23 protein-coding genes are annotated in these 21,535 nt (G+C 52.6%); 5 read left to right on the plus strand and 18 right to left on the minus strand.

Annotated elements, in window-relative coordinates; translation table 11 throughout:
* The first annotated feature begins 17 nt into the window (after positions 1-17).
* The 4 genes from AUQ41_RS17565 to AUQ41_RS17580 all read left to right on the plus strand — a co-directional run bounded on the left by AUQ41_RS17565 (position 18) and on the right by AUQ41_RS17580 (position 4,627).
* Complete coding sequence (locus AUQ41_RS17565; protein ID WP_198155651.1) at positions 18-1,583, plus strand: sugar ABC transporter ATP-binding protein; 1,566 nt, start codon at positions 18-20, stop codon at positions 1,581-1,583.
* Entirely contained in the window at positions 1,580-2,605 is a 1,026-nt protein-coding gene (locus AUQ41_RS17570) for an ABC transporter permease (RefSeq protein ID WP_083952776.1), read from the plus strand. Before AUQ41_RS17565 ends, AUQ41_RS17570 begins: the two co-directional genes overlap by 4 nt.
* A gap of 9 nt (positions 2,606-2,614) precedes the next feature.
* Positions 2,615-3,616 carry an ABC transporter permease gene (locus AUQ41_RS17575; protein ID WP_063089527.1) on the plus strand — a complete coding sequence of 334 codons (1,002 nt, stop codon included), beginning with the start codon at positions 2,615-2,617 and terminating at the stop codon, positions 3,614-3,616.
* Positions 3,617-3,679: 63 nt separating this feature from the next.
* Positions 3,680-4,627 carry an SMP-30/gluconolactonase/LRE family protein gene (locus AUQ41_RS17580; protein ID WP_232308441.1) on the plus strand — a complete coding sequence of 316 codons (948 nt, stop codon included), beginning with the start codon at positions 3,680-3,682 and terminating at the stop codon, positions 4,625-4,627.
* Positions 4,628-4,665: 38 nt separating this feature from the next.
* Here AUQ41_RS17580 and AUQ41_RS17585 read toward each other — a convergent pair whose 3' ends face one another.
* The 17 genes from AUQ41_RS17585 to AUQ41_RS17665 form a co-directional block, all read right to left on the minus strand.
* Complete coding sequence (locus tag AUQ41_RS17585; RefSeq protein ID WP_063089531.1) at positions 4,666-5,901, minus strand: beta-ketoacyl-ACP synthase; 1,236 nt, start codon at positions 5,899-5,901, stop codon at positions 4,666-4,668.
* Complete coding sequence (gene fabG, locus AUQ41_RS17590) at positions 5,898-6,623, minus strand: 3-oxoacyl-ACP reductase FabG (protein ID WP_063089532.1); 726 nt, start codon at positions 6,621-6,623, stop codon at positions 5,898-5,900. Before fabG ends, AUQ41_RS17585 begins: the two co-directional genes overlap by 4 nt.
* Complete coding sequence (locus tag AUQ41_RS17595) at positions 6,620-7,129, minus strand: hypothetical protein (protein ID WP_063089534.1); 510 nt, start codon at positions 7,127-7,129, stop codon at positions 6,620-6,622. The genes fabG and AUQ41_RS17595 overlap by 4 nt, the downstream gene beginning before the upstream one ends.
* Positions 7,126-8,331, minus strand: coding sequence for a beta-ketoacyl-[acyl-carrier-protein] synthase family protein (locus AUQ41_RS17600; protein ID WP_063089536.1), 1,206 nt, complete (start codon positions 8,329-8,331; stop codon positions 7,126-7,128). Before AUQ41_RS17600 ends, AUQ41_RS17595 begins: the two co-directional genes overlap by 4 nt.
* A gap of 2 nt (positions 8,332-8,333) precedes the next feature.
* A complete protein-coding gene (locus AUQ41_RS17605) occupies positions 8,334-8,945 on the minus strand; it encodes a DUF3261 domain-containing protein (protein ID WP_063089537.1) in 612 nt (203 codons plus the stop codon).
* An 8-nt stretch (positions 8,946-8,953) separates the two neighbouring features.
* Positions 8,954-10,192, minus strand: a complete 1,239-nt coding sequence (locus AUQ41_RS17610) for an NAD(P)/FAD-dependent oxidoreductase (RefSeq protein WP_063089539.1) — start codon at positions 10,190-10,192, stop codon at positions 8,954-8,956.
* Positions 10,189-12,492 (minus strand): MMPL family transporter, encoded by a 2,304-nt coding sequence (locus tag AUQ41_RS17615; protein WP_063089541.1) that lies wholly within the window; start codon positions 12,490-12,492, stop codon positions 10,189-10,191. The genes AUQ41_RS17610 and AUQ41_RS17615 overlap by 4 nt, the downstream gene beginning before the upstream one ends.
* Entirely contained in the window at positions 12,492-13,130 is a 639-nt protein-coding gene (locus AUQ41_RS17620) for an outer membrane lipoprotein carrier protein LolA (RefSeq protein ID WP_063089543.1), read from the minus strand. The genes AUQ41_RS17615 and AUQ41_RS17620 overlap by 1 nt, the downstream gene beginning before the upstream one ends.
* Entirely contained in the window at positions 13,127-13,534 is a 408-nt protein-coding gene (locus tag AUQ41_RS17625) for a thioesterase family protein (protein ID WP_063089544.1), read from the minus strand. The genes AUQ41_RS17620 and AUQ41_RS17625 overlap by 4 nt, the downstream gene beginning before the upstream one ends.
* A 39-nt stretch (positions 13,535-13,573) precedes the next feature.
* Complete coding sequence (locus AUQ41_RS17630) at positions 13,574-15,259, minus strand: glycosyltransferase (RefSeq protein WP_063089546.1); 1,686 nt, start codon at positions 15,257-15,259, stop codon at positions 13,574-13,576.
* Positions 15,256-16,941 (minus strand): AMP-binding protein, encoded by a 1,686-nt coding sequence (locus AUQ41_RS17635; RefSeq protein WP_083952773.1) that lies wholly within the window; start codon positions 16,939-16,941, stop codon positions 15,256-15,258. The genes AUQ41_RS17630 and AUQ41_RS17635 overlap by 4 nt, the downstream gene beginning before the upstream one ends.
* The gene (locus AUQ41_RS17640) at positions 16,938-17,447 is read right to left on the minus strand and encodes a hypothetical protein (RefSeq protein WP_143588716.1); all 510 of its coding nucleotides are present in this window, start codon (positions 17,445-17,447) and stop codon (positions 16,938-16,940) included. Before AUQ41_RS17640 ends, AUQ41_RS17635 begins: the two co-directional genes overlap by 4 nt.
* A gap of 64 nt (positions 17,448-17,511) precedes the next feature.
* A complete protein-coding gene (locus tag AUQ41_RS17645; protein ID WP_063089551.1) occupies positions 17,512-17,760 on the minus strand; it encodes an acyl carrier protein in 249 nt (82 codons plus the stop codon).
* A 2-nt stretch (positions 17,761-17,762) separates the two neighbouring features.
* A complete protein-coding gene (locus tag AUQ41_RS17650; RefSeq protein WP_063089553.1) occupies positions 17,763-18,026 on the minus strand; it encodes a phosphopantetheine-binding protein in 264 nt (87 codons plus the stop codon).
* Complete coding sequence (locus AUQ41_RS17655) at positions 18,001-18,843, minus strand: 1-acyl-sn-glycerol-3-phosphate acyltransferase (RefSeq protein ID WP_063089555.1); 843 nt, start codon at positions 18,841-18,843, stop codon at positions 18,001-18,003. The genes AUQ41_RS17650 and AUQ41_RS17655 overlap by 26 nt, the downstream gene beginning before the upstream one ends.
* Positions 18,836-19,579: a beta-ketoacyl synthase chain length factor gene (locus AUQ41_RS17660; protein WP_063089556.1), complete on the minus strand. Its 744-nt coding sequence runs from the start codon at positions 19,577-19,579 to the stop codon at positions 18,836-18,838. Before AUQ41_RS17660 ends, AUQ41_RS17655 begins: the two co-directional genes overlap by 8 nt.
* Positions 19,580-19,590: 11 nt before the next feature.
* Positions 19,591-19,992, minus strand: a complete 402-nt coding sequence (locus AUQ41_RS17665) for a hypothetical protein (protein ID WP_063089558.1) — start codon at positions 19,990-19,992, stop codon at positions 19,591-19,593.
* 258 nt (positions 19,993-20,250) lie between these two features.
* Here AUQ41_RS17665 and AUQ41_RS17670 point away from each other — a divergent pair, with 258 nt between their 5' ends.
* Positions 20,251-20,679: a 4'-phosphopantetheinyl transferase superfamily protein gene (locus AUQ41_RS17670; RefSeq protein WP_063089560.1), complete on the plus strand. Its 429-nt coding sequence runs from the start codon at positions 20,251-20,253 to the stop codon at positions 20,677-20,679.
* Between the two features lie 82 nt (positions 20,680-20,761).
* Here the strand turns inward: AUQ41_RS17670 and AUQ41_RS17675 are convergent, their stop codons facing one another.
* A complete protein-coding gene (locus AUQ41_RS17675; protein ID WP_063089562.1) occupies positions 20,762-21,535 on the minus strand; it encodes an MBL fold metallo-hydrolase in 774 nt (257 codons plus the stop codon).

Genomic DNA, 21,535 nt, shown 5'->3' on the forward strand with positions numbered 1-21,535 from the left:
AAGTTAGGAAAACTGCCGTGTCAGAGAGCAAATCTCCTTATCTGTTATCGATGTCGGGCATCACCAAACGTTACGGTGGTGTCCGCGCACTGGAAAATGTCAGCTTCGATACGCACCGCGGATCAATCCATGCGCTGCTTGGTGAAAACGGTGCGGGGAAGTCGACGCTGATCAAGATCTTATCGGGTGTTGTGCAGCCTGATAGCGGAACGATCGAACTTGATGGCAACACCGTAAGCTTTGCAAACCCGCAACAGGCCAATGATCTGGGCGTGTCGTGCATTTTTCAGGAATTGTCGCTGTTGCCGGACCTGACAGTGGCCGACAACATTGGCATTACCCGTCCGCCACTTAAATTCGGAATGATCGATTATCGGGCCCAGCGCCGCATCGCCGAAGAGGCCCTTGCGCGTGTGGGCGGCGAAAACATTGATCCGATGGAAACCGTCAGCAATCTTTCACTGTCGCGGCGCCAGATGGTTGAAATCGCCAAGGCACTGGCACGCAACCCAAAAATTCTGATCTTGGATGAAGCGACGTCTGCCCTGACGGCGGCCGATGTCGACAAGGTCTTTAAGATGCTTCATCGACTTCGCGATGAAGGGATGGCGATCATCTATATTTCGCACCGCATGCCCGAAATCGCTGAACTGGCCGATACTTGTACGGTTTATCGCAATGGCACGAAAGTCGAGACATTCAAAAACGGCACAAAATCGGACAGCGCCGTTGTCGAGATGATGATCGGTCGCGAATACAGCAGTGTCTATCCGGCAAAAAGCACCCGACCCACCGCAACCAAGCCGATCCTGAAGGTCACAGACTTTTCCTGGAACGATGAACTTAATGGCATCGATCTGGAAATGCGGCCGGGCGAAATTGTCGGGCTCGGCGGTTTGGATGGGCAGGGCCAACGACAACTGCAATTGGGGCTGTTTGGGACCCTGATCGGGTCGAGCGGATCAGTGGAAATCAATGGTGCGCCGGTCAAGTTGAACAGCCCGAAGATGGCGAAGTCAGATGACATCGGCATTGCTTTGGTGCCCGAAGACCGCAAATACGAAGGCCTGATGTTGTCGATGACGGTGCGTGAAAACCTGTCCTTCGCAGCGGTCGAAAAAATGAGCCGGATGGGTGTTGTTGATAAGCGCGCAGAAGAGGCCGCGATTGACGAGATGATCGCACTCCTCAAGATCAAGGCAGACGGCATTGATGGCCCTGTTGGGGCGCTATCCGGCGGGAACCAACAGAAAGTCGTTATCGGCAAGTGGTTGATGACCAAGCCACGCATCATTCTGTTGAACGATCCGACGCGTGGAATTGATGTCGGCACCAAGCAGGAAATCTATCAACTGTTGCAGAAATTGGCGGCAGAGGGATGTGCAATCCTTTTGTATTCAACCGATTACGATGAGTTGATTGGCTGCTGCGACCGTGTGCTGGTGATGTATGACGGCAGGATCGTGCGAACGCTTGCCGGCGATGATCTTAACGAAACAAATCTGGTGTCAGCCGCGCTTAATCTGCCGGAACAGGCAGCAAACCGTCACGAACCAAAAAAACTACAGGAAGCGTCGCTATGACTGTGAGCTCAGAACCAGCAGATCTGGTTTCTCGCCAAAAATACTTCGGCTGGGTGGGCCGCCTGTCGGCAGCACAGCGCGGTATTCTGATCGCAATGCTTATCTTTGCCACCATGTTCATCGTTTATGGCTGGAAGCAGGCAGCGGGCCTTACGCCCAACATGATAAATACCGCGGCCAACAAGGGCGCATTGCTCGCACTTGTCGCCATGGCGCAAACACTGCCGGTTATTACCCGCGGGCTTGACCTGTCGGTGGGGGCGACATTCGTTCTGGCGAACTGCCTTGCGTCGACGATTGTCGTTGATGGGCCGATTGCAACCACGTTCGGCATTTTTGGTGTCCTGCTGCTTGGGCTGGCTTGCGGGGCCGTAAATGGCTTGATTATCGTCTATGGACGGTTGCAGCCGCTGATCGCGACACTGGCCACCAGTGCGGTTTATTTCGGTATTGCGCTTGCCGTTCGGCCCCAACCGGGCGGATCGGTCAATTTTGAACTTGCCGACTTCATGACGCGATCATCTTTTGCCGTACCGCATAGCGTTTTGCTGTTGCTGGCTGTCGTTGTGTTCATCTGGATCCCGTATCGCCGATCAGTTCTGGGAAGGGCCGCCTTTGCCATCGGTTCGTCCGAACAGGCGGCGTATATGTCCGGAATTCCGATCAATCGCGCGAAGATGCTGGCCTATACCCTAAGCGGGTTGTTGGCATCAATCGGGGGCATCCTTCTGACGGCATTGACCTATTCCGGCGCAGCGAAGATGTCGATTGCCAACGAGTACACACTCAACTCCATCGGCGCAGTTGTCATTGGCGGCACGTCTTTGTTTGGCGGTGTCGGTAGCGCGGTTGGCTCGATTTTCGGGGCCTTTGTCATGCGGACTGTTGGAGATCTGTTGATCGTGTTTGACATCAACCCAGTCTTGCAGCCGCTTTTTGTCGGCGTCGTACTGCTTGTTGCAGTCAGCCTCGGGTCGCTGCGTGTGCTCCGAATCAAGAACAGACTAGATATTTATCGGTAAGGCGGAAAAATGAGTGTTTCAGGCGTAATCGCAAGGCAATTTGATCGGGCAACCCTTATTGCATTTGCATGTGTGATTGTTCTGCTTCTGATCGGAGCAATGGTTGAACCTGCCTTTCTGTCACCGAAATATTTGATCCAGCAGCTCCATACCGCATCCTTTCTTGGTGTGGTTGCAAGCGGGGTGATGCTTGTCATTCTGCTGGGGCATATTGATCTGTCCATTCCCTGGACAATCGGCGTCGGCGGCATGATGGCAACCGGTGCCACCGGGTTCTTGGGGCCGGAGTGGGGCGTTACACTTGCCGTTCCATTTGGCGTTCTATGCGGTGCATTGATCGGGACGGTAAATGGACTGGGTGTGGCATATTTGCGTGCGCCAGCCATGATCTTCACGCTCGGCATGAATGCCGTGGCGCAAGGCCTTATGGTTTATCACACCGGCGGTTTTGCCCCGCAGGATCGGGCGACGGAATTCATGCGCGAATTAGCTGTCGGACACTTCATTCCGGGCATTCCCAATCCGCTTCTGATCTGGATCATTTTGGGGGCAGCGATTGTCTTCATGCTGAACCGGTCCGTTCTTGGTCGACGGATCTATGCTGTCGGAAATCAGGAACGTTCAGTCTTTCTCAGTGGCGTTGATACACGCAAGGTCATTTTGGCTTGTTTTATCTTTTCCGGCGCGTGTGCTGCATTGACGGGCGTTCTGTTGGCGGGGTGGGCCAACCGGTCCTACCAGGCGATGGGCGATCCATACCTGTTGCCGACCATTGCGGCGATTATTCTTGGCGGGACAAATGTTCTGGGTGGTCGCGGTAAGTATGTTGGGACGGTTGCCGGCGTCATTTTGATTACAATCCTGCAATCGATGCTCTCGGTGGTTCAGCCGCAGCGGTATTTTGCCCAACTCGGTGTCGATATTCCTGCCGATACCTTCCGACAGGTGGTGTTCGGGGTTGTGATCATCGGGATGTTGTTGATCTATGGGCGGCAACAGTTGGTGCGTTAACGGCCTTTGCGCTTAGGGGCGTAAACTTTCGGACATCAGATACATTTAGCAAAGGACATTCAATTGGCTAACTGTGCCGCAGACAAGCATCAAGATGCATTCGGTATGGTGGAACCCTATCAGGTTCTGGACCGTCGGTTCCGCGACCTTGTCTTGCCAAATGTCAGGCTGAGAAAAATTTCTGGCGGGCATTTGTGGACAGAGGGACCTGTTTGGTTTCCAGCGCATCAATGCCTGTTGTTTTCTGACATTCCAAATCAGAAGATTTTCCGTTGGATGTGTGACGGTTCGGTCAACGTGTTCCGGGAGAATTCCGACTTTGCCAACGGCAATACGATTGACTTGAACGGTCGTCTGATTACCTGTCAGCACGGCACGCGATCGGTGACACGAACCGAGCATAACGGCGCAATCACCACGCTTGCCGATGGATTTGAGGGCAGGCGGCTTAATTCTCCAAACGACGTTGTCGTCAAATCCGATGGGTCGATCTGGTTTACGGACCCGACCTACGGAATATTGTCGAATTATGAGGGCTACAAGGCCACACCGGAGCAAAAATACAACAATGTATTTCGCCTTGATCCCGAAACGGGCACTTTAGCCAGCGTGACACCCGAGTTTCATAAACCAAACGGGCTGGCATTCTCGAACGATGAGGCGCTGCTTTATGTCGCCGAATCAGGTAGTAGCCACGAAGAGGGAGTTCCCGCCGTCATTCGGGTTTACGACGTTGTTGACGGAAACAGACTTGAGAACGGTCGTGACTTTGCCGAGATCGATGAAGGCCTGCCGGACGGGATCAGAGTTGATTGCTATGGCAATGTCTGGAGTTCTGCGGCCGACGGCGTGCACTGCTTTGATCCGACAGGTGTGTTGCTCGGCAAGATACTGGTGCCCGAAACCGTATCGAATTTAACGTTCGGCGGTGCACGGGGGAACGAGCTTTTGATTACGGCAACGACAAGCGTCTACGCCATACATGTCAACAGCGAAGCATTGGTTCGATAGGCTAAGTGGTTGGCGGATTTTAGATCCGGCGCAGTCGCTTAGTAGCCGTCGAACCTGAAAATAAGCGAGGTGTTAATCCCGCCAAATGCGAAATTGTTGCTCATCAAATGTTCCGCTTGGATATTTCTGGCACTGCCTGAGATGTAGTCCAGCTCGGCGCAGGCGGGATCGACCTCTGACAGGTTTGCAGTCGCCACGAAGTTGCTTTCACGCATCATTTCCAGCCCCAGCCAAGCTTCAATCGCGCCACAAGCACCAAGGCTGTGACCAAAGTGCCCCTTAAGGGTGTGGATCGGGACCGCACGATCGAAAACAGCACGTGTAGCTTCACTTTCGGCGATGTCTCCGTGGTCAGTTGCCGTGCCATGCCCACTGACAACGTCGATATCGTTGCCACATAGACCAGCATCATCAAGAGCCCCCTGAAGGGTGCGGGCCATTGTTTTGCTTGCCGGGTGCGTTATGTGTGAGCCATCCGAGTTGGTCGCAAACCCAACAATCTCGCCCAGAATTTGTGCTCCGCGTGCCTTGGCATGCTCGTATTCTTCAAGGATCAGGGTGCCAGCACCTTCGCCAATCACCAAGCCATCGCGTTTGACGTCATAAGGACGGGGTGTTGCTTCTGGCGCATCATTGCTGACACTGGTTGCAAACAGCGTATCAAACACTGCCACCATGGTCGGACATAGTTCTTCAGCGCCACCGGCGATCATGACATCTTGCTTGCCATATTTGATTGCCTCGTAAGCATATCCGATCCCCATGCTGCCAGATGTGCAGGCGGTCGAGGTGGGAATGATACGCCCGGTAATCCCGTAAAGAACACCAATATTGACCGCTGCTGTATGGCTCATCATCTGAATGTAGCTGGTGGCGGTGATCGCGTTGCTATCGCCGTGTTCCATCAGGCGGGTAAAGCCAAGGACCGGCGGGGTGCTCCCAAATGACGATCCATATGCGATGCCGAGCCGCCCGCCTTCAAACAATGCGGTGTCATTACGCAAACCAGCCATTTCAAGCGCGTCGTCGGTTGCCGCGACAGCCATCTGCGCGACGCGCCCCATGCTGCGTAACTGTTTACGGTTAAAACGAGTTTTCAGCGAAAAGTCCGGAACAGGTGCGGCAAGACGGGTACGCAGATCGTATTTGTCATCCCACTCCGACATTCGAGCAATACCGGTCTCGCCAGCTTGCATGCGGGCTTTGATGGTTGGCCAGTCGTTGCCAAGTGCTGTAATGCCGGACATTCCGGTGACGACGACGCGGCGGGTCATAACATGCCCCCATTAACGCTAATGACCTGACGGGTGACATATGATGCATCGTCGCTGCACAGGAATGAAATGGTCGCGGCGACTTCATCGGCTGTTCCGTAACGGCGCATCGGGATCATGGCCTTGACCTCATCTTCGGGGAGGTCTTTGGTCATCTGTGTTTCGATGATCCCCGGTGCCACAGCATTGACGGTGATTTTACGTTTCGCGAGTTCAAGGGCGAGGGACTTTACCGCCCCAATGATCCCGGCCTTGGACGCCGAATAATTCACCTGGCCGCGGTTGCCAGCAATTCCTGCAATTGATGTCAGGGCCACGATGCGGCCACCTTTGCGCTGCTGAATAATAGGCATCAATAGCGGCTTGATAACGTTGTAAAACCCGTCAAGGTTGGTGTGAATGACGCTGTCCCAGTCGTCGTCTTCAAGGGCGGGAAATGGACCATCCCGAGTGACACCCGCATTCAGAATAATGCCATATGGTGCGCCATGTTCGGCGATATCGTTTTCCAAGGCTTCGCGTGTCGCGTCCCGATCAGAGATATCAAACTGCACCAGGCGGGCTTGAACCCCGGATGCCAGAACATCTTTAGCGACAGATTCAGCACCATCACGATCAGAGTTATAATGAAGAACGATGTCAAAGCCGTCCCGTGCAAGACGTCGTGCCGTTGCGGCACCTATGCCTTTGCTGGCGCCTGTTACCAATATGGTCCTGGTCATTGGTCTGTTGTTTCTTGGTTGTTGTCCGAAGGTGATGTTAAAGAAGTTTCATTGTCTTTGGGCTGATATACATTGATACGTGCGGCGACAAGTATTTCCTCGCCCAAACGGATTTCCCCGTCAAACACACCCATTTCACCATCTTCAAAGATGTTGCTTATGTGAACCGACAGGGTGCGGCCGATAGGGAACCAGTTGCGTGACAGCGTGACCTTACGCGATCCCAAAAGGTATCCGACACGTGGTGTCGCGTCAGGATCAGTGTTTTTTGCGCGCCAGCCGCTATAGGCGGCAACAGTCTGCGCAATGTATTCAATGCCCACATAGCTCGGCACACCTTTGTTGGGAACGCAGAACATGCTGTTGACCGTGATGTCGACTTCGGCGGTCATTGAGGTTTCGTCAGCGGACATGGCCCGATCAATCAACAGCATCGGCTTGGCATGCATAACCAGTTCACTGATCGGGGGCAGGGCATGATTATGGCGCTGTGGCATGTTGGTCATGAAGTTGTCCATCCTTTTCCAAGGATGACAGAGACATTGCTGCCGCCAAAGGCAAATGAGTTGCTCATCATTGCCAGGCGATCTGCCGGCGCCAGGGATTGCTGTGCAGCCACAAGGTTCAACTCCGGAATGTCATCATCCCGTTCGCCATCCCAGCGATGCTGCGGGAGCGGTGCACCAGTCTTGTTTTCGCTCAGCGAAAGCCAAAGAATTGCGGCCTCGATTGCGCCAGCTGCCCCCAAGCTATGCCCGGTCAGTGGTTTGGTCGAACTGGCGGATACGTCTGACCCCAGAACTTCTGTAACGGCCTTGGCCTCCATAACATCATTAAGTGGCGTTGCCGTGCCATGAAGGTTGATATAGCCGATGTCGTCCGCTGTCAGGCCTGCATGCGCCAAGGCGGTGCGCATGGCACGTGCCGCACCAACGCCATCCGGGTGCGGGGCATTGGGGTGATAGGCGTCCGAGCTTTCACCAACACCAAGCAATTCGATATCGCCAGCATCCTTGCGCAGAATAAAAAGGGCGGCACCTTCACCAATATTGATGCCGTCGCGGTTCCGGCTCATCGGGTTGCAAATCGACATGGACAGCGATTGCAACGTATCAAACCCGCCAACGGTCAGCCGACACAGACTGTCAACGCCCCCAACAATAACGGCATCGCAGATATCCGCCTTTAGTAATCGCATGCCCGACGCAAAAGCCTTCGCACTCGATGAGCAGGCCGTAGAAACAGAATAAGCGGGGCCCCCAAGCCGAAAGGCATCCCGTAAAAATGAGGACGGGGATCCTATTTCCTGATGTTCATAGCGGAATGTATCAGGAAACGCGCCGGTTTCGACGCGATGCTGATAGTATTTGGTGCCTTCTTCAATCCCGGAGGTGCTGGTCCCGATCAGAACGCCAATCCGTTGCCGGCCATAGGTGGCAATCAGCTCTTCAATCTCATCCCCGATCTGGCTTGTAGCGGCCCAAAGAAGACGGTTATTGCGGGTGTCATGTGCGGATAATTGCGGCGGCAGGGCAGGCAGGTCTGCCGTAACAGAGCCAAGAATGGCGTCACGGTCCGGTAAAAAAACGCTGCGTTTTATCATGTCTGCCGGTCTGCGTCCGGCAAGTGTCGCCGCGGTCTCTGCCTTGCCACTTCCCAACGCGGAAATGATGCCAAGCGATGACAGATAGAATGGATGCCGGGCCATACTTAATTCCCGGTCCGTATCGAATTGATCTTGATGCGATAGTTGAATTGCTGGTTTTCCAGAATGGCCTGACCTTGCCAGACGTCTTTGATCGGGTGTTCGATGGTGGCGTATTTACGGCCCGTATCGTCAAGCCGAATGGTTCGTTCACCAAATCCCTCATGAACCGACATATTATCGGGCAGGGCATCTTCAACAGCATCAAGTGGCCAATAGGTCATGACAATGTCCGCAAGAAGTCTTTTGGTATCAAATTCTTGCGGTAGCCAATTCGCATTCTGGATTACGATTTCCTGAGCGGTCCAGTCGATTTCAACAGCACGACGGCCAAGATCATCAATCAGGACAATTTGCGCGCGATCGGATTGAATATTGATGCGTCCCTGAAAGGTTGTGGTTCCGGACTGGGTTTGATTGTTCCAGGTTGCTTCAACCTGTTGGACAACATCAATTGTCTCATCTTCATCCCAAGGGGCAGCGGGCAGCGTGAATTCAAGCCCGTCAGCCAAGGCAACCTTATGCCCAGCATTGCCTGAAAACACTTCTGGCAGGGCTACCTGAGGCAGGTTCATTGTCTCGCACGCCGACAGGCCGATCATGCAGGCCAAGATCATTGCGGATTTCAGGATGCGGGAGTGCATAGGTCGTGCAACATCTCAAGATAACGGTCGGTTTTGGCAACCAGTGGATTTTCCATGTTCCATGCATAACCTGCCAGGATGGAAACGACCATACGTTTCAGTTGGGAATCATCATCTGGTTGTTCAAAAATAATTGTCTGCAAACGGCCGTCATACCATGCATCAACATACGATCTGAAGGTTTGCACGCCTTGGATCAATGGCTTGGCAAAGCCCGTTTCCCAGTCGATGTCCGTGCGTCCCTGATGGCGCGCGATCAACATATCCGCAGCCAATTCCGCAGAATGAAGGGCAATTGTAACACCTGACGAGAATACCGGATCAAGGAAACCGGCAGCATTGCCAAGCAATGCATACCCATCGCCGTACAGCTTTTCAGACTCTGCACTATATCCGGCGATTGATTGCAATTGTCGGGTTTGTTTCGCATTGACCAGCAAATGACCAAGACGGGTTTCGGATATCAACCGGTCAAAGATATCCTGTTCACCCATACCGGCAAATTGAGGGTCACCATCCGGATAAATAACCCCAACGGATGCGGTGCCATCTGAAAACGGAATCAGCCAATACCAGATATCGCGACGATCGGGATGAACAGTGATCAGGATTTTGTCACGGTCATAGCAAGGGTCGTCAATGCGGTCGGTTACATGGGTAAACAATGCACGCCGGGCAATTGATTGCGGTGCACGGGCAAGTCCCAAAAGTTTTGGTAAAACACGGCCATAGCCGCTGGCATCGACAATAAAACCAGCCCGTAATTGGGATGTTGCGCCCACTTTGTCCTGATAGGTGATGAGACAATCACCATCTGAGGTCTGTACTGCTGTGACCGTATGACCAAATCGAAGGTCAACGCCAGCGCGTGCAGCCTCGTTGGCAAGGATATGGTCAAATTCGGCACGCTTTACCTGATAGGTTGTGCCCCAACCAGTGGTCTCGAAATTCTGGCGGAAATCAATAGTGCGATGTTTTTTGCCACACTCAAAGACAGCGCCGTTTTTGTGCTGGAAACCTGCTTTTTCAAGGGCGGGCAGGAAACCGGCACGTTCAAGCACATTCATGCAATTGGGCAGCAGACTCTCGCCGATGACGAAGCGTGGAAATTCCTGTGCCTCGAGCACTGTGACATGAAGTCCTGCATCGTGAAGCAGTTTTGCCACTGTGCTGCCAGCGGGACCGGCGCCAATGACGGCGATATCGCAATCCTGTCTCAATTTCCACGTCCTGTTTTTGTGGTGAGCTTGTTTGGTGCTGTCATCCAGAAGGCAAGAAACCAGGCGCCAACCAACCCGATTGCTATCACAGTGCCTATATCGCTAACCAACGGGACTGAACTGGTCGCCAAAAGGCCGAATGCGAGAACGCTGCTAATCAGCGACAGAAAGACCGCAAGCTGGGTATTTGATGCGTGTTCCCCGTCATTTCCTTCACTGAGGAAAAGGACGTAATCCGCGCCAATCGCAAAGACGAGGAACATTGCCATCGTTGTAAAGAAACTGATCGAAACACCCAACACAGTCCCGCCAAGGAGCGCAAACAAGATTGCGCCGGCAGGGGCGGAAAAGATACGGATACCTTTTTTAACGCCATAGCGGATCGAGGCAAGAAACAGCGCAATCAGCAGAACCGAGCCAAGTGCAACATAAGCCCAATAGCGGTATTCCGCGAATTGCGTGCTGATCGTTTCCGTCGGGCTGATCAGGCGGGCATCGTCAAAAGGCTCAAGGACCTTGGCGACTGCGCAACCATCTGAAACACCACGCAACCGGATGATATCGGATGTACCAGTTTGAAGATTTGTTACCTCTGGCAAGGCATTGCCTACCTTGTCTGCAGTAAGGTACGGATCGTCCAAATCCGGGGTGTTGATGGAAATTTGCAAAGCTTCGACCAGTTCTGGGGCGAATGGTTGGTAAAGGTTGTTTCGAACCAGTTCTCTGTTGGCTTTCTGGCGCGCAATGGAGGGGACAAAATCTGATAATGCCATAGCACCCTGAATTTTCCCGTCGGCGATCAGCGGTGAGATGGCTTGGCGAACCGCCTCGGATGTCTCAAGGCGCTCCTGCGCTTTGTCACCGTCAATCCGGATAAATGCCGGACTTCCGCCCAAGCCAAGGGTTTCGGATATGGTCCCGGCGTCTGAAACCAGGGTCGGATTGCTTTGGCCAAGTGCGCGTATGTCATCATGGCCGGGAACAAGATAAGCCGTAACGGGAAGGGCGGCGATCAGGAGGCCTGCCGCAATTAGCCGCAGCCGTGCTGAAACAACAACGTAGGACAAGGCGACCATAAGGTTGTTGTGTATGACCGTTATCGGCGAGTTAGTCCGAACTTTGCGGGCCGGGAAAAGTGGAAGCAGGAATTTTACCGAACAATAGGCCGAAAGCAGTCCGGCAATCGAATAGATGGCGATTTGCAGCAACAAACTGGTGGGGCTCAGTGCCAGCGCGATAAAGCCGATCACCGAGGTTAAAAGCCCCAAACCAAGACCGCTTCGGATTGCTTTAAAGCGATCATCGGACCCCGTTTTACCCGTCGGAACCACGAGAAAATGCAAGGCATAGTCAATTGAAATCCCGATCATTGTCGCGCCGAACACCAGGGCAATCGCATGAATGGTGCCGAAAAAGGCAGTCAGGGCTGCAGCACCCGCAATCAGTCCACTTCCGACAACCACAATCGCGCCGATAAGTGGTAACGGTGAAAAAAAGGTCAGGCCGATCATGATTGCGATCCCAAGTGTCGCAATCAAAGCAATGGTTTGAACGTCACTTTTGGCTGTGGCGGCTTCGTTCACGGCAAAGAATATCTGACCGGTTTTTAAGATATTCAGTTCGGGGGAATTTTGGTGCGCGTCGCTGATGATCAGGTTGATCTGATCGACCCAGTTTTGAGCATGGCGGCCCGATTGACCACTTTGCAGTGAGACAATCAATGGAAGATAACTGCGATCATTTTTGGTGACGATGTCATTCCCGGGGCCGAGTTTGGTCGCCAAACCAGTCAGAAATTCCGGCATCAACAGGAACGGATCCTGCTTTAACGTTGTGCTGGTGAAGGATGATGCAGGCGAATAAAGCTGTTGAAGTGTGCGCTGATACAGCAGATCTGCTTGCCCGTTGGCAAGTGCAGTCCTGTCACTGTCAGACAACAACCCGCTGGCATAGGGGCCATAGAGGCCGCGCACGTCTTCAAGGCGTCCGGCGCTTTGTCCGGGGAGCGTGACGTTTTCAGTTCCAGCAATCTGCGAGATTTCAGTTTTGAGCTGTTCGGCAAGGGTCTCTAGCTGATCCCGGTCAGTATGCGACAGCATCAAAATCGCCTGTCGACCATTTTCCCTTAGCAGGGCGCGTACCGCATCAATATCGCTGATGCCATCCTGATTGCGTTCCTGTTCCTGGCCAATCAATGACAGAAAGTCAGCATCCAATTGGGTCCGGTCTGTCGTTAACTGCCAAACAGAGAAGCTGGCCATCACGACGAGACAAATGGTCCAAATGAATGCGCTGCGCATTATTCGGGTATCCCGTCTGTAAAGAATTTGGCGAATTCAGGGGGAAGAGGAAGCATGCCAACGACCTGATCATCAAACGTAATGACATCCCGATCAGATGATGGTTTTTCAATCGTCACCGTTTTCACAAAGATATCGCCTGACGCCGCGATCCTGTTCACCTGGGTTGCGACCGCGCTGTTGGTGTTTGGTGTCAGGATGGCTTCCCATGTGTTTGAGTTTTTGGTGTTTTCGGTAATATCAAACTGGCTTTGCAAGTTGTTCCAGTTACCTGACAAAACCGAAGAAATCATGCCGACAAACTGTAGCGTCTCTGACCCGCTTGCCATCGCATTTCGGTCACCATTCGGGGTAATCGTAAAAATTCCATCACCCTCAAGGACGGTTATTCCGGGAAACGGGAAAGTTGTTTTCCAGATCAAACCATTTTGAGGCGATATAACGAATTCACCACGCGATAGCAGCGGCTTTTCAAATCCGTCCAGATGACGGGCAAGCTCAAACGTGCCGTGAAGGTACTCGTTCTCATCAAGTGGTGCAGGTTTGACTGTCTCAGCATGCAATGCCCGCTGCCCAGTCGACAGACCGACAATGACGATTGCGCACAGTGTGATCAGAACAAGAAAACAGCGGATCACAGGAGAGCCTCCATCTTTTCGATGAAGAAATCCGGGCTGCGATACAGCATTTCGCCGCTGTCTTTTTCAACAGCGACCTGAATGGTAAATCCCTTGGTCAGTTTTTGGCCCGTTTTCGCATCTGTAACCAGATAGTCGATCTTCAGGCGATTTTCGTATTCCCGCAGGGTTGCCGTGATTGTGATTTCCTGACCAAAGCGACAGGGGGCGACATATTTGACACGCATGTCGACGATTGGCCAGACAAAGCCGGACTCATCCATCTGCGGGTAATTGTAGTCAATCTTGTCGAGCAGGGCACACCGGGCATTCTCGAAGAACTGAACGTAATTGCCATGCCAGACCACGTTCATCGGGTCGAGATGATAAAACTGTACGATTTCTGTGACTGATGCGCTGATCATCAAACGCCCTCATTGCCACATATGGCGTGTTCCTGGTGGTTATTCATTTTTATCCTTCTTGTCTGCCCAGAAATCGTAAAAATTGAACCATTGCAGCGGTTGTTTCACAACAAGCTTTTCCAGCCAGCTTGCATATGTTTTTGCATATTTCGTGATTGTGGCCGTGCGTGTCTTGCGCGGCAAGTCTATGCGCTCGGCCAGTTTTTCCCAAGAAATGTTGAAACGTTTGCCATCTCGCCAGGCCGCGACCATGTAGACCGGGCACTGCAGAAGGTGAGCAAGGATAAATGGCCCCTGAGGAAATGGGGCATTCTGGCCGATAAAGGGCACAGAAACCGTTTTATCCCGGGCGCGAATAGCCACACGGTCAGCAGCAATCACAATCCATTCACCACGTTCCGCCTTTTCACGAAGAAGCATCGCGGTATCCGGGCCGATATCGCTAACCTCGATCAGGTCAACCTGGCTTTCCGGGGCAAGCTGTTGAAGCACGCGGCCGAACCGGGCGGCGTTTTTCTGATGAAGCAGCACATTGACCCGAAAGTTACGATCGCGGCTGGCAATGGCACGAACGAGCTCAATATTGCCAAAGTGTGAGACAAAAAGGATTACCGCCTGATCCCGGGGGATGTAGGAAAACAAACTGTCCGCATATTCGGGGAGATCAAGATCATCAATGTTCATTTCGCCGCACCAGGCAGCGATTTTATCAAGGGCAGATTCCCCGAACTTCATGAAATGGCCAAAGCTGTCACGCCAGGTCGGCTTGGGATGACCATTATGTGCTGCTACGCGCTCAAGGAAGTCTTGCGATGCCGCCCGTGCCGTGCGCCCAGTCACGAAGAAATAGGCAATGATCGGCGACATCACTGCCAGACAGAGCTTTCGTCCGCCAAAACGATAAACCTGCCCGAGAAACCGCATGCCCCAATAAATGCCGCGTTCATCGATTTCAGACCAATGATTTTCGGTGTTTGCGTTTGTGGATGACGCAAACTTTCCGCCCTTGGCAATGAAGCGTGGAAGCCTTGCAAGCATGCCGCACACCAGTCGGGTATGCATCCAGCTGATCAGAACGTTATCGCGCCACATGCGGAAGTTCGACGTGTTTCCAACCGGGTAGGTGACCTTGATGGGCATATGGATTACGGGCAGGCCCTGCCAGAAAAGGCGAACCATGATCTCGGTGTCGAAGTCCATCCTGTGGCCGATGCCATGGCGTTTCCAGATATCAAGGCTTGGGCCAATGGGATAGACCCGAAACCCGCACATGCTGTCGCGGATCTGAAGCGACAGTGTTTCAATCCACACCCAGACATGGGTCACCCAGCGGCCGATCTTGCGCCCGGTGGGGATGCTGTCATCATATATCGGAAGTCCGGTAATAAGGGCGTTCGGGGATTGTTGCGCAAGCTTGACCATGTCATCGATGCGATCAAGGTCATGCTGACCATCCGCATCAATCTGAAAGGCATGGGTGAAACCGTGACGCTTGGCCGCGGCCATACCCGTCATCACGGCCACGCCTTTGCCAGCATTTTCATCAAGCCGTTGGCAGAAAATACCGCCATCAGGTGCATGTAATCTGCTTACGGCATTCCGGGTTTCGGTGTCCGAACCATCGTCGACGATAAAGACCTGGATATCGTGCGCACGAATGCGCGTTACGACACTTTCCAGTATGGAACTATGGTTATGGGTGGGGACAACGGCACAAAGCTTCATGCGGCGTCACCACCATACTTCAATATGCCTGAACTCAGATCGCCATCAATGTCCGAGAAGTAACGGAATTTTACTTTCTGACGATTTGCATCAAGGCGCATTTCCAAGTTTACAACATGCCCCGGAAGCATCGGTTTTCGGAACTTAAGCTGTGAAACCTCACAGGTCGTTTCCGGCGTTCCGAACATGGATGACGCGTATGACGTCGCCCAATGCAGTTGGGTGACGCCTGGTAAAATCGGCATGTCCGGGAAATGACCGGCAAAGTAAATCAGGTCTTCGCGCAGTCTCAGTTTGAGCGCGACCTGATCGTTGGTTTGAACAGTGTAGAGAATATCGGGTTCTGTTGGCCTTTGCGTGAAAACAGCGCGTAACAGATGAAAGGGGCGCTTGCCCTGGCTGTCTGTCGGGATCTGGTCAACAAACCGCCAGCGCTGCGGCAGAGCGGCGTCTTCTTCAAAGTCGGCGATCTCACGACGTAACAAACGGCCCATCCGAAAAGTGCCCAATTCTTTGTGCCGGGCAACCCCCGCATCGCTAAGAACAATGATCGCACCAAGTCGGCGATCCTTATCGTCGGGAAGTAAAACAACCGCCTCCGATACCAGATCAGAGACCATCAAATGTTGTTCCACCGAACTCAGTGAAACACGTTTTCCTTCAACCTTTACAATTCGGTCGGCACGCCCCAGCAAGCGAAACTTCCCGGAAGTCTGGTCAATATCGGCTTTGTCTTCGGTTTGATACCAGTCTGACTGGGCAATATGCGGTCCCTGCACCGCAAGGCATCTCTTATCATTCAGACGCGGTTTTACGCCGGGCAGGGGCGTCCAGTCTGTTTCAGTGGACGTTTGGCGTCGATAAGCAATGCCGCCGGTTTCCGTGCTGCCATATATTTCGATAGGGCAAGTCCCGAACATGTCCCGCGTCGCTTGTGCATGTTTGTAGTCAAGTGGTCCGCCGGACGAGAAAATCAGAGATGGTCGTGCTATATCGGCCAGACCCGGATGCAGGTTTTTGAGATGTGCGGGACTGGTGATCAGGACATCTCCCTGATTGAGGTCACCCTGCATCATTTCCCAGAATGGCGCAGGGTCAGCGGTGAATATCCGGCCAGACATAACCGGCCAGATCACACGAAAGATCAGGCCGTAAATATGCTGGTGCGAAACAAGCCCGACAATCCGTGCGCTTGGTGAAATCATCGGTGACCACAGCGGGTCCTGAATGGTGACTTCTTGCTCAATCTGTTCAAGTGTTTTCGTGATGGGCTTCGGAAGGCCTGTACTGCCGGATGTAAAAAACACGGCAAAACAACGTGTTGGAGTCGGTATTGTGTCTGGTTGCTGAGGACAGGTTGCTTGACCAGCTTTCATCAGATCTTCGATTGATGCGTCATCAAGGAAAAGATCAAACTGATCATCGATGGTGCCGAGATAGGCGGGTTTGTCGGTCGCAGGCAGGATTACCGTCGAGCCACGCTGCCATATTGCCATCAGGGCAATCGTGAACAGATGTGCAGATTGACAGTGAACTGCGATGCGTTTTTCACCCGGAAGGTTTGCTGCAAGTGTGATGGCATCCTTCATCAACTCCGCACGCGTAATTAGCCGTTCACCAACAATGCATTGGGGCCTATTGCGGCTTTCTGTCTGGTAAAGGGCTGTCAAAAATCCGGTCATACTCGATGATCATTGATATGATGTTGGTGGCGGGCTTTGATGATGCGGCGAACAGGCCATTCCCCGACAAACAAAACTGCAATCAAAATATATGAAATCAACCCGTTATATAGGGTCCAAATTTCAAGTGTTGCGTAAAGTGCGGTCCACAAGGCAACCAGACCATTCGCAATAAAAAACGCGATCCATACTTTGGTCAGTCTGCGGGTGTAAATCACCCCGAACGTATCCAGTTCCGGTGTTTGCAGGCGGGCGAACCGCTCAATAATCGGCATTCCAGAGAACAGCGACAGCGTAAACACCAGGGCAAGCGTTGCACTGATAATGACCGGGTAGAAACGCAAAGCCAAGATCTCGCTGGCAAAGCCTGCTGCGCCCAGGATAACGGCAACAATGCCGGCGATCAGTCCCGCACCATATTTGTTGGCGATGAAGAACATCACACCGCGTGCAATGACAAAGATGATGGCCGCGATCAGGATGGCACGTGGCGAAATCACGCCCAAACCGAAATACACGATAACCGGATAGGCTATGCCCAACAGGGCAATAACGATGGTCAAAATCCTCCTAGGAACTGACCAGGTCATGAATTTTCTCTACCACATCATCGACCGTACGCACCGACCGGAATTCCATAGCCGGGATTTTCTTGCCGGTAATTTCCTGAAACCTCACAATAAGATCAACCGCATCAATACTGTCGAGATCAAGGTCTTCCATCAAGCGGGCATCAGGTTGGATGTCCTCGGCCGGGACTTCGAACATATCGACAAGGTAATCGTGGAGCTGCTGATAAACGTCTTCACGGCTATGCATGATCACCCCTCCTTGCCGGATTGCGCGACGAAGCGCGCAAGGTTGCGGACCGAAGCGAAGTGGGTTTTGACATCTTCGTTCTTGGCATCAATACGGACGTCATATTTCTTCTGAATGGCGACCCCGAGTTCGAGCGCATCAATGGAATCAAGTCCAAGTCCCTCGACAAAAAGCGGTTCTTCGCTGTCAATTTCTTCGACTGTGACGTCTTCAAGGTTAAGCGTCTCGATAATAAAGGCTTTAAGTTCGTTTTCCAGCGCGGTCATTCTTCAGTCTGTCCACAAAATAATCCCTGATGAACCGGGTAACATACCGGGCCTGTTTGGCACGGCTGAGTTCCGGATCATGCAAATCCCCAAATGCAAGCGGCTTATCCACCACGATACGATAGCGTATTTTCGATGGTGCGATCCTATACCACGGTACCCCTTTTTTCAGAGTATCGTGATTACAGTGCACAACCACCGGAATCAAGTCGGCTTGTGTTTCTATCGCAATGTTGGCAACGCCACGTTGGAATTTCCCCAATGTTTGGTTGCTTGGCGTGCGCGTTCCCTCCGGGAAAATCAGGATGCACGCACCATCACTCAGATGATGTTTCGCCTGTTTAATCAGGTGTTCCGGGTTGTCATCATTGCGAATAAAGCCTGCAGCCCGCACGACACCGAACAAAAACGGATTCCGAAACAGCTGGTGCTTTACGACACATTGGCACTTATCAAGCTGTGCCAGGATCATCACAACATCAAGCAGAGTAGGGTGGTTGGCGATGATGATCGACCCGTTTGCTGCACGAAGCTGCGCAATATTCTTGGTTTCGACCGAGGCGACGCCAATTACATCAAGCATTCTGGCAAAAACTCGGAAACCGCGACAAATCACGAGCTGCGCATAGCGCCTTCGCTTTTCGCGGTCCTGAAGTACCAGCATCATGGCCGGAAAAATCGTAAGCGCCATAAAAAGCCCGCCGAGCCCGAAACTGGCAAAGGCAAAGCCCGTGGCTACAAGGCGCCAGTACCAGTTAAAGCCTTTTTGGGTGCCTTTGCGCTGAGGTCCTGGCCGCTGAGCTATATTGTCAGTCATTTTTGGTAACGGTCCAACAGCCGTTGGTTCCGGAAAGTGTGTGTTTTCCTAGACCGCTTTCCAAAAACTCGACAAAGCGTTCTGCCTCGAGAGGTGCCGATATCCGGGGCGTTTCCGAAGTCGTGCCGAATTCGGCCGTGTAGCTGTTGGATTGGCTGGCATGTGATAAAGGTTCGAGCCGCACGGCCAGCGCGGTTCCAGTTTGGTCACCCTGTTCAAGATGTCTGTAAACAGCAGGCAGCGGCAGGTCGATATAGCACAGTATGACGGGCAGGTTGGTGTCATTGATCTGACAAATTGCCTCTGTCATACCGGCGATAAGGCTATCCGGCCCGGCGGCAACGGCAGTATGGCTTTCAGTTATTGACCAATTAATCGATGCGATGCCCACCAGCGCATTGTGAACCGACATGCCAAAGTCGGCCGGAGACAGTGCTTCGTCCGTTATGACCTGGTGCAGAAGCTTTACAGTGCGTTCAATATTTCCGTGTCTTGATGCAAACACGATGTATGGATTGTCGTCTGTGCGCAAGGTTGTCGCCAAGACCTCTGCTGCGGCACGGCCATACAGATCCAGTCGGCGTTTCCATGCCGGTTTCAAACCGCCAGCCAAGTCAGCCTTGCCGATCCCGGTTTTGCTGGATTGAAGCAGCCCGGGCGTTCCGTATTTCAGATCAGCGTGATCGTTAGACCCGCACCAGAACGCCCAGTTTGTAAAGCTGACTTGCACTGCCATAAGTGGCGCGGTCAGTTGGCAAGTGCGGCTTTGGCCGACACTTCACGCAAGATATCCTGACGCAGGTTATTGACCCAACGATTGTAATTGTAATGGATCGAGGTGCCGTCATAGTTCAGGTTTGTACTATCGGCATAGACGATGGAGAATTCGGTTTTGTCAAAGCCGATTCTAACTTTTGCCATGTGCGAGCGTGGCGAGTAGGTGGCGAACAGTACGCCGTCCGCCTGACGGGTAATGATCCAGTCACGGTCGGACGCGGCTTTGATGATGCTTTCTTCAATTTGCGCAAGGCTGAGCTTTTCAGTGCCGGCCGGGAATGCATGGTGAGTGACATTTTCGATAGGTGCCGTACGGCAGGCCGCGACAAGAAGTGTCAACAAACCGACGACGGCAAACTTTAAACGGCGCATATCCAACCTACCAATTTTCGATATTATGTTGTGCATCCGATGCGGATGATTGTTGCATGTTACAACAATACTTAATTGTGTAATGAAACCATGATGAACCATTCAACCAAAACTTGGCCTTCAGACGAAAATTTCCCATCAGTTCCCGTTAATGTTGCGGGAAATGGAAGTGTTTTATGGTCCATTTTGCGATTGGAGCATGGGGCGAACGCAAGCCGTCGCGCACAGCGCCTGCGATCGTCAAGTGCCGCGCAATCAATGCTGCGTAACCTCGCGCTGAAGCATTTAGGACCTTCGCAGGCATTTGAGGTGTCCAAGGAGCCGTCGGGCAGGCCGGTAGTCAGGCTTTCAGATAAAGCCCTGATGGCAAGTATCAGCCATAGCCGAGATTTGGTCTGCGTCGCACTCGGATGCGATGAACAAATCGCGGTTGGCATCGATGTTGAGTTTCACGAACCTGACAGAAATATTGAGGGTATGATCCGGTCGCTTGGCTGGGCCGATGTGGGACTGTCGGCAGGAGCATTTTATAATGAGTGGTGTCTCTATGAGGCACGGTTTAAAGCGACCGGCATTACCGCTCGAAACGAGCAGCCTGAGATGTGCGTTTGTGCCTTGGCGGTGCCGGCGCAGTATAGCGGAATGTTGGTGTGGGCGTCAGAACCCAGCGATAGTTCAAATCGATAATTTGTCATAATATATATTATAGAACTATTCGGTGCTGTGTCGCGTTAGGGCATTTCGACCTCACCTCTGAAGTCTTAGGTGCTTAGTTCACCTCAATAACCAAGCCATCATAAGCTGGTTCGACGTGATCTGGCGTGTCTGCCATCGCCTGTGCGTAGTCAAACTGGATGCTCATGTGCGTCATGTAGACTTGCTTGGGCTTGAACTCTTCGACCCAGCCCAGAAGTTTTTCGAGATGTGCGTGCGTGTTGTGCGGACGATGCCGCAAGCAATCCACGATCCAGACATCCAGATCATAGAGATGATCTTTGGATTCTTCAGGGAACTCAACCACATCCGTTGAATAGGCAAACTTCCCTATCTTGAAACCCAGGGTCTCGCCATAGCCGTGGTCTTGGCTGAACACCGTGATTGGAACCCCTGCTGGCGTGATTGGCCCCGTGATGACATGCGGGATCAATACCGGCTTGAAATAGAACTCAACGCCTTCTGGCAGTGGCGTGAAGACATAATTGAAGCGATGATCAATGTCCGAGATTGTCTGTGCATTTGCATAGATATCAATCGGACGCTCCATGGCGACATTCAACCAGCGAACATCATCAATGCCATGCACATGATCGGCATGTGAATGGGTAAACAGGATGGCATCGACGTGGTCGATCCCGTGCGTCAGCGCCTGCTGGCGAAAATCCGGTGTCACGTCGACAAGGATCTTTTTCCCGGCTTCCTCGATCAGGATCGAGCTGCGTAAACGTTGGTTTTTCGGATTGTTCGGGTCGCACTTTCCCCATCCAAGGCCAACCGATGGCACACCATTTGAGGAGCCGCAGCCCAGGATGGTTACCTTCGTCAC

The sequence above is a fragment of the Thalassospira sp. MCCC 1A02898 genome (genome assembly GCF_001618185.1).
GTDB lineage: Bacteria > Pseudomonadota > Alphaproteobacteria > Rhodospirillales > Thalassospiraceae > Thalassospira > Thalassospira tepidiphila.